Source organism: Victivallis sp., assembly GCF_048170485.1.
Lineage (GTDB): Bacteria > Verrucomicrobiota > Lentisphaeria > Victivallales > Victivallaceae > Victivallis.
Map to the genome: position 1 here is coordinate 1 of NZ_DBEXAY010000316.1, position 8812 is coordinate 8812.

An 8812-nucleotide genomic window follows, 5' to 3' on the forward strand; every position below is an offset into this window, starting at 1 on the left:
CAAAAAACAGCAGGCGAAAGGAGGGTGGAAAGATCATTCAACCGTATTTGGAACGCAAACTGATGAGCCCGGGAGTTATGAAACACATTAACGGTACATTTCAATATTCTGTCGGCACTTCAAGCTACACACAGGAGGAAAAAACCATGAAGAACAATAGCAGATATTTCACTTTGATAGAACTTTTAATAGTCATAGCAATTATCGCTATTCTTGCGGCGATGCTGCTGCCGGCGCTGAACAAGGCGCGCGCCCGTGCACAGATCAGTCAATGCCAGGGCAACGCAAAGCAGATCATGACCGGAATTTTGAGCTACACGACCGATGCCAATGACTACTTGCCGCTCAGCCTTCAATACTTTAATAATGATCGAAAGACCGCAGTGTACTGGCTTTCAAGCATCTATCCGTATGTCGGCGGAGGAAAGTATACCATTCCTGTTCCCGATGATTTTACCTTGGCGAAGGTATTCACCTGTCCGGGAGCACAGCCGCAGGAAACAAGTTTCTGGAAAGCCGGTGGTATCACCTGGTCTAGCTACGTCTATTATTCATCGTTCGGCGATGAAAGGTATTACCATCAAGAACAATACAGATGGTACCGTCCGGCAAAGGTGTCAAAAATTTTTCATCCCACCATGCAGGGAATAATCACGGATAAAGGCTATAATAGCGAGAGAACATACGACTACCTGGATTTATTTGAAGATATTAAAGATATCGTTACCCCGTTGACCGGCTGTAACACCCACAACGGCCAGGCTAATGTCGGCTATGCCGATGGTCACGTCAAGCCGAAGACCTTTCTGAATCGCCGGGAGCCGAATGAACTCGGCAACACGAACGAAGATTTCGTCAATACGTTCCAGCATATCAAGGGCGACTGGGTATGCCCTAAATGCGCTTATGCTCAGTAACCCCCTACCCTGTGGATAACAGCATGAAACAGAAAACTCATATCATTGCGGCCGCCTGCCTGATCGCCGGTGCGCTCTTTGCCGGAAACCAGACGTTTGATCAGTATCGCGCCTGGCCGGAAGGGAACCAGACTGGTCCCGCCTATGAGCAGGATTTCAGCACCGGAGATCTGAAGGAGTTCACCTCCTTCCCGGGCTACACGATCGGCAAATACGGCTACAACGGCTCCCCCGGTCTCCGCGCCGAACGCAAACCCGGCGAGAAGTACGGATTCGTCTCGGTCGCGATTCCGAACCTGAAGCCGGGCAAGACCTACAAGGTCTCCATGCTCTGCCGCGGAGAGAACATTCAGGGGGAACCGCACGGCTTCTGCATCGAATTCTACAAGAAGCCGGGCGGCCAATATATCGGCGGGCTTTATGACGCCCAGCCGATTACGAACGAATGGAAGAAGATCGAACGCCCCTTCGTCCTGAAGGACGGCCAGGAGGCGCGGGTTTCGCTCTACATCCGCGACAACGCCTCCGGTGTGCTCTACTACGACAACCTCCAGGTGGAAGAGGTCGGCAATCTCTGGTCGGTGCTTCCGACCCGCCTGACCAACCTCTCGCTCTGGACCGACGACTCCTCGTTCGAGCTTCACGCGGCAATTCCCGAGGGAGCGAAGAACTTCGCCGTACTCGCAACGCTCGACCTTGACGGCAAGCGGTACGAGAAGCTGCTCAAACCGGATGCGAACGGGTTCTGCCGCGGCGACTTCGGCCCCCTCCCCGCCGGACGCGGGAAAATTGATTTCACGCTGCTCGACCTGACGGCCAAACGCCGTCTCGCCTCGAGCGCCTATGAGATCAATGTGCGAACCCGCGACGCCGTCTCCGCCAACGCGGTGACGATCGACCGGGACCACCGTCTGATCGTCGACGGCAAACCCTTCATGCCGATCGGCATTTACGGCGCGTGGCAGGGCTCCATGAAGGACGAAGATCTGCAGCGAATCGCCGATGCGGGATTCAACACGCTCCATCTCTACGGGATGGCGTGGCACCGCGGCCCCGGCAAGTACGCCTCGGATATGGAAGGCATCCGCGCCGGCGTGGATCAGGTCCACAAGTACGGCTTGAAACTGGTCGCCAGCCTCAAGGAACATCTCCACGGCTGGAATCACAAGGTCGACGACGCCTTCGGGCCGATTCCGGTGGTGAAGAAGATCGTCAGCAACCTGAAGGATCATCCGGCACTGCTGGTCTGGTACGTCAGTGACGAGGAGGCGCGCTCCCGCGTGCCGGACATCATCCGGCTGCGCAACACGATCAATGCGATCGACCCGGATCACCCGACCTGGACTCTGACCTGCTTCTACGACGACCTCAACTACTACGCCACTTCGGGTGACATCCTCGGGATCGATCCCTACCCGGTCAAGGCGACCCATGGCCCGCAGTCGCTCCGCGAACTGGAGGATGCGCTCGCCGCCGGGGAAAAGACCGGAACCACCGTCTGGCATGTGCCGCAGGCGTTCAACTGGGCCGTCGTCGATAAGAACATGAGCGACGAAGCGTTCCGCAAGAGCCGCTTCCTGACGCGGGAAGAGGTGCGTACCGCCCCGCTGCTCGGCGCCATCCACGGGGCGAAAGGGTTCGTCTTCTACGCTTACTACGACATTACGACGATGGAGAAGCGCGCTCCGGAACGCGGCGAGCAGGACTGGAACAACCTCAAGGAAACGGTCCAGCTTCTGCACGACCTCGAGCCCTGGATCATGAGCACGGAGAAAGCTCCCGCGGTAACGGTCGAAAGTACTCCGGAGAAAGAAGTGTATGCCCGGGCATTCGTCAAGGACGGCGACGTGCGCGTCGTGATTGCGTCGATGGGCAAACCGTGCAAGGCAATCATCACCGTGCCGGGGAACGCAGAGCTGAAGTCCCGCTTCGGCAAGACCCGCGCTCTCGGCAACGGCCGGTATGAATTCACGTCGGACGCCATCGACTCCGACGTGCTGGAATAGGAGAATGTGAATCATGCGGAACCTGTTTCTCATCATTACAATACTTCTGATTCTGGCCTCGGTCGTCACCTGGCTGACCCGCGCCGAACAGGAGGGAGTGACGACGATCGTTTGGACCGCCGGTCTTTCAGCGGATCGCATCGAACAGGTTGCCGCTTTTCACGACTGGATGAAGAAAACCGGCAGAGTGAATGCGAAAGGCGAGCCGCTCTTCCGGGTGCGTCTGGAAGCCGCCGACAATCAGAGTACTCTGATTCAGGCGGTCTCCGGAATGGCGGGCGACCTCATCGACCATGTTCCGGTCAAACGGTTTGCACCGATGGGGGTGCTGGAGGACATCACCGATTTCGCCCGTGAAAACGGGCTGGATCCGGGGAGCAACTACGGCGCCGCCCGCGACCTTCTGATGTACAACGATCGGCAGTACGCCTACGCCTGCAATCTGGCGGCGCCGGCACTGCTCTGCAACGTGGACACCTTCCGCAAATATGGCATGGAGCCGCCGCCGGAGGAGTGGACTCCGGAGGAGTTCGAGCGCATCGGGCTGGAATTCACCCGCCGTGCCAATGCGGGCAAACCGCGGCAGGAGGTCTTCTTTTCCGGAGCGATGCCCAACGTCATTCTGCCGCTGGCGCGCAGCATGGGCTGCGACATGTTCAACGAGACGCTGACCGCGCCGCAGCTGACCGACCCCGCATTTCTCAAGGCGCTGACACTCTACCATCGCTGGGTGGATGAACTGCATCTCATCCCGACTGCGGCGGAGATCGCCTCGGAGAGTTCGGCGCAGTCCAGCGTCAACAGCGACGCCACGCCGCACCTCGTCTCCGGCCGCTATGCGATGATCGTCACCGGTCGCTACGTCAACATGGATCTGCGGCGTTTCAAAACCGAACCGATCAACCTGTCGTTTTCGCAATATCCGGAATATGAGTTCAAAAATCTGGTGTTCATCTCTCGGAACACGGCGATATTCAAGGGTTCGAAGCACAAGGATTTCGCCAAGATCTTCCTGCTGTTTCTGGCCAGCCGCGAATACAACGAGCTGCTGATCCGCAGTTCGGACGGGCTGCCGCCGAACCCCCGGTGGGCGGAGAACAACCCGGAATATCATCACCCTGCCGGGCACGAAAACGAGGGCAACCTCCACACCAACGAGCTCAAATGGGCGAGAACCATCGCGCTGCCGGAGAGTCTGAGCCCCTATTACCCGCTGGCGGAGGACAAGATCCGTTACGCCTACGAGCGGGTTTCCGGCGGGCTCTCCCCGGCGGACGAAGCTCTGAAACTGGCCAATGATTCGATCGCCTATTCCATCCGCAAAACCGTATCCAGCATTCCCTCCCTTCAGGAGCGCTACCGCCACGATTGCGAACTGCAGCAGAAGATCGAGCAGTATAAGGCCGAAGGGAAGAAAATCCCGGCAACGTGGATCAAGAATCCGTTCTATCAGCGCTACTATCGCGAAAAAAATTTGCTTCAAGAGTAATCATAAAAATGAAAAAGATATCCATTCCGCCCCGCTTTCATGCGCCGGCGGTCTTCGGGGCACGCCCCGGAAACCATTTCTTTCTGCCTCTTCCGGCAGAGGGAGAAAACCTTCAGCTGAACTGTGTCAATCCCCCGACGGGAACCGTATTCGACGCCGTTGCCGGCACGCTTTCCGGAAAAATTTCCGCTCCCGGCCGCTACCCGGTGATTTTCGAAGCGGAGAACGCCGCCGGAATCGCCTCCTGCCGGATTGACCTGATCGTCGGAGAACACATTCAACTCACTCCGCCGATGGGCTGGAACAGCTGGTACTGTTTTTCGGAGGGCGTCAGCGACGCCCGCATCCGTTCCATCGCCGACGCGCTGGTCGAACGCGGACTCGCCGCCCACGGCTGGAACTTCGTCAACATCGACGACTGCTGGCAGGGAAAGCGCGGCGGACGCTACGGCGCACTGCTGGGGAACGAACGCTTCCCCGACATGCGCAGTCTCGCCGACTATATCCACTCCCGCGGCCTCCGTTTCGGAATCTATTCGACCCCCTGGATCTCCACCTATGCCGGGTTCCGCGGCGGGAGCACCGACGCGGGTCGCGAGGAGCGCCTCTTTCTGCCGGAAACGCTCCGGCTGCAGCCCAATCAGGTCTTCGGGCGCTATCCCGGGCTGCATAAACTGCAGGTCGACCGGATCGGTTCGGAGTGGAAACTCTCCGACGACATCCGCCAGTGGGCCGAATGGGGCGTCGATTTCGTCAAGCTGGACTGGAACCCAAACGACCTGCCGACGACGCGCCGGATTGTCGCCGACCTGCGGAACAGCGGCCGTGATATCGTGCTGAGCCTCTCCAACGATGCGCCGGAAAAGGACGCCGCCGGACTCTTCACCGAAGCGCAGCTCTGCCGCGTCTCCTGCGACATCAAGGATGAATGGAAGAGCATTGCCGCAATCGGATTCGACCACTCCCCCGTCTGGCAGCAACAGCTGGGGCCGGGGCGGTTCCCGGATCTGGACATGCTGCAGATCGGCGCGATCGGCGTGCCCAACACGCCCAATCCGACCTTCACCATGACCCGGCTGACGCAGGAAGAACAGCGCACGCAGTTCACCTTGTGGTGCATGCTCTCCGCGCCGCTGTTGCTGAGTTGCGACATCGCCGGCATGGACGACGCGACCTTCCAGCTTCTGACCAACGATGAACTCATCGCCGTCGATCAGGATCCGCTGGTTTCTCCTCCGGAAATCCGGGATCGGGGCAACGGCGTCCTGGAGTACAGCAAGAGACTCGCAGACGGTTCGACCGCGATCGCCCTCTTCAACCGGAGCGATGACCGGCGTACCTGCCGCCTGGAGAAGGAGTGCAAAGGGCGGGAGTTGTGGAACGGCGAGGAACGGGAATTGTGTGGAGAAATGACGATCCAGCCGCATTCGGTGCAACTCTATCGGACTCTCCCCGCTCCATTCAGACAGGAGTTCGAGTTCAGGAATATGGTGAAAGATCAATTGCTTCAGGGAGTGAGAAATCTTTCTGCCGGAAGTTTTTGAAGAGTTCGATAATCAGCTTGCTTCCCCCTATGGCTCCCGGCACTGCAATGAATCAGAATCAGACAGGCAGGGCTTTCGTTCCGCAAATTTTGCATCTGGAGGCAAACCGGGACGGCGGGACGGTTCTCTCCCGCTTTCTTGATTACGCCGACGGAAATCCTGTAGCGGAATCATTGACGGAAGTGAGAATTTTCCGAAATGCAACGCATCTCTTTCTGAACATCCAGGCCAGGGAGACTTCGAAGGTCATCGCGAACGCCCGGAAGGACGGCTATGCGGCCCTGGCAGGAGATCATGTTGAAATCTTTTTCGGGGAATCCGGTGAAAACGGCTGGTATCGGCATTTTGCAGTCTCGGCCGGTGGTGGACGGTTCAGCGAGTTTGCGGAACTCTCCGACTGGGAGGCCGTGACAGCGGTGGCCGACGACCGGTGGAGTGCGGAAATCCGGCTCCCTCTGTCGTTGCTGCCGCTGACAGGAGAATCCGTGGGATTCAACATCGCGCGGCAGCGCTCCGCAGCAAAACAGCTGCTGGTCTGGGTTCATACGGGATCGGCTTTTCACAACATCGATCGGCTCGGACGGCTGTATTTTCTGCCGCCGGAACCGGAGTGCGTCTTGCATGGCCCCTGGGTGTGTCAGCCCGACAGCACCTCGGTTGAAATCGGCTGGGAGACGGCAGGCGCCGGTGCCACGGTCGTTGAGTATCGCCGGAAGGGAGAGACCGAATTCCGGATTGCGTATGCGGATCCGGTTTCCGGCACGATCCGGCGGGACAAATCTCTCCACCGTGCGCGGCTGAAAAATCTGACTCCGGGGAGCGAATACGAGTACCGGCTGAAAATGCTTTTCCCTGAACTAGGAAAAGAGTCTCCGGCAACGGGACTCTTTTCTTTCCGCACCAATGCCGGAAGTGCGCGGGATTTTTCGCTTTTGCTCACTTCGGATCTGCATTGCCGAACCGGGGAGCTGATGCGGATTCTGCACACTCAGGAAGCTGACAACGCCGACTTTGCAATTCTCCTGGGCGATATGGTGACCGCTTCGCCGGGGCGGCGCATCTATTATGACGGCTTTCTCGATGCGATGCTCCGGAAATGGCGCAAACCATTCGTCATTTCCACCGGGAATCATGAATTCCGCGGTTGCGGAGCAGGTGCCTGGTTCGACCTTTTCGCCGGAAGGGATGGATCAGGGTATTTCACCTTCTCCCACGGCGGCGTCTTTTTCATTGTCCTGGATGTTGCAGGAGATTACAACCCCTCGTTGCCGGAGCTGGAGAAGGCATATCGCACCCGGCAGCGCGAATGGCTGCAAACCGTCACAGAGACCGGCGACTTCCTTCATGCCGACTTCCGGGTGGTGCTGAGCCACGAAGCCCTGGTTTCCCCCGAACTGGGATCGCATGCGGTGTTCGAGATGATCGACGGACTTCTGACCGGACCGGGCGTGATCGATTTGATGATCGGCGGCCATGAACATTGCTACTGCCGGAGTACGCCGGGAGAGAAAGCTCTCCACGGCAACTCCCCGAAGTTGTGTCGATATCCTGCGTGGGCTTTGCCGTTCCCGGTGGTTCTGAACGATTACTGCGCACATCTGGAGCTGTCGCGACAGGGGGACGTCTTGACCGTAAGAGCATTCGATTCCACCGGCAAAAACATCGATTCCTTTTCCGTGGCGCAGGCGGTACAGAATAAAACGGACCTTGAGAAAGTTTGAGGATTGCTCTAACTGGCCAATCTCTTCGGTTTCCCCCCGCCGTGCTCCTCCGGTGCCGGATTTCAGGGCGGGAGCACTGACGGCAGACGCGCTGAGCGCCTCTGCTGCCCTCCTCTACCGGTGGGGGAACATCCGGCGGCCGCAACCGGCGGTCGCGCCACATGTTGCAGGAACAAAGCAATAAAATATTCGTCAACGCTTCCGGAACGGAAATGTTCAGGAAAAGAGAGAGAGCTGTTTTCGATATTCCCGCGGCGGGATGCCGAAACGTTTCCGGAAGCTGGTGGAGAAGTTCAACGCATTGTCACAGCCGACCGCCGCGGCAATCTCCTTGATGGAGAGCGTTTCATCCGCCAGCAGCTGACGTGCCCGGAGAATCCGCAGATCCAGCAGATACTGGCGGGGTGTCGTATGAAAATACCGGTGGAACAGCCGCACCAGATGGGTGGGGGAACAGCCGCACCGGGCCGCCATTTCCGACTGACTCCAGTCATATTCCGGATGCTGTTCCAGCATGTCGCGCAGTGTTGCCAACGCCGGCGGCAGTTCCGGGAGATCCGCCGGAAGCCGCAGTGCTTGAAACAGTTTGAATGCGAGTACGGCATTGCGCCCCGGCTCCTTCACGGAACGCTCATCCACAAGTTCGCTGATCTCCCGGAACAGCCGTTCCATCGGTGAGTGCTCCCGCCGGGAGAGCACATTCACCCCGGCAAGTCCGCTCTCGTCGAGCATGGCTGAGAGCACCTTTCCCTTAAACATGACTGATATCTTGCGACATCCCTCCCGGCCGGAAAGAAACTCATTTTCAATTCCCGGCTGCATCAGAAAGATCTCTCCCTGCTCCAGCTCGTACATCTCCCCGCGCTGCCGCACCAGAAGCGTCCCCTGCTGCACGAATTCAATTGACAGAAACGGCGCATGGCGTCTCATGTAGTGCGCTCCGCGAAGCAGATGCACCTCGCAAAAACAATCGATCCAGAGCAGCTCAGAAAAAGGGTCAGGCGGTGGCTGGCGCATCCGATAACTACGTCGCGACGATTGGTGATAAAATTCCATTCCCTCACTGTACGACGGCAGCGGCAGATTCTCCCAACGGAACAATTCGGCATTCGAAAGTTTTTTCATAATGTTTTTA

Annotated in this window: 6 protein-coding genes; 5 read left to right on the forward strand and 1 reads right to left on the reverse strand. The window is 58.1% G+C overall.

Annotated elements, in window-relative coordinates; all coding sequences use genetic code 11:
• The 5 genes from ACMLHG_RS16250 to ACMLHG_RS16270 form a co-directional block, all read left to right on the forward strand.
• The coding region (locus tag ACMLHG_RS16250; RefSeq protein WP_417171158.1) for a prepilin-type N-terminal cleavage/methylation domain-containing protein at positions 1-917 on the forward strand (917 nt) is incomplete at its 5' end.
• A 23-nt stretch (positions 918-940) separates the two neighbouring features.
• Complete coding sequence (locus ACMLHG_RS16255; protein WP_417171159.1) at positions 941-2923, forward strand: hypothetical protein; 1983 nt, start codon at positions 941-943, stop codon at positions 2921-2923.
• A gap of 13 nt (positions 2924-2936) precedes the next feature.
• Complete coding sequence (locus tag ACMLHG_RS16260; RefSeq protein ID WP_295807603.1) at positions 2937-4412, forward strand: ABC transporter substrate-binding protein; 1476 nt, start codon at positions 2937-2939, stop codon at positions 4410-4412.
• Between the two features lie 8 nt (positions 4413-4420).
• On the forward strand, positions 4421-5956 hold the full coding sequence (locus ACMLHG_RS16265) for a glycoside hydrolase family 27 protein (RefSeq protein ID WP_417171160.1): 1536 nt from the start codon (positions 4421-4423) through the stop codon (positions 5954-5956).
• 182 nt (positions 5957-6138) lie between these two features.
• Positions 6139-7677, forward strand: coding sequence for a metallophosphoesterase (locus ACMLHG_RS16270; RefSeq protein WP_417171161.1), 1539 nt, complete (start codon positions 6139-6141; stop codon positions 7675-7677).
• Between the two features lie 216 nt (positions 7678-7893).
• Here the strand turns inward: ACMLHG_RS16270 and ACMLHG_RS16275 are convergent, their stop codons facing one another.
• Positions 7894-8607, reverse strand: coding sequence for a helix-turn-helix domain-containing protein (locus tag ACMLHG_RS16275; protein WP_417171162.1), 714 nt, complete (start codon positions 8605-8607; stop codon positions 7894-7896).
• Positions 8608-8812: the final 205 nt, after the last annotated feature.

What these genes read in the sequence shown, in the direction of transcription:
- ACMLHG_RS16260 (WP_295807603.1), top strand. Translation starts at nt 2,937, where the DNA reads ATGCGGAACCTGTTTCTCATCATTACAATACTTCTGATTCTGGCCTCG.
- ACMLHG_RS16275 (WP_417171162.1), bottom strand. Translation starts at nt 8,607, where the DNA reads ATGAGACGCCATGCGCCGTTTCTGTCAATTGAATTCGTGCAGCAGGGG.
- ACMLHG_RS16255 (WP_417171159.1), top strand. Translation starts at nt 941, where the DNA reads ATGAAACAGAAAACTCATATCATTGCGGCCGCCTGCCTGATCGCCGGT.
- ACMLHG_RS16265 (WP_417171160.1), top strand. Translation starts at nt 4,421, where the DNA reads ATGAAAAAGATATCCATTCCGCCCCGCTTTCATGCGCCGGCGGTCTTC.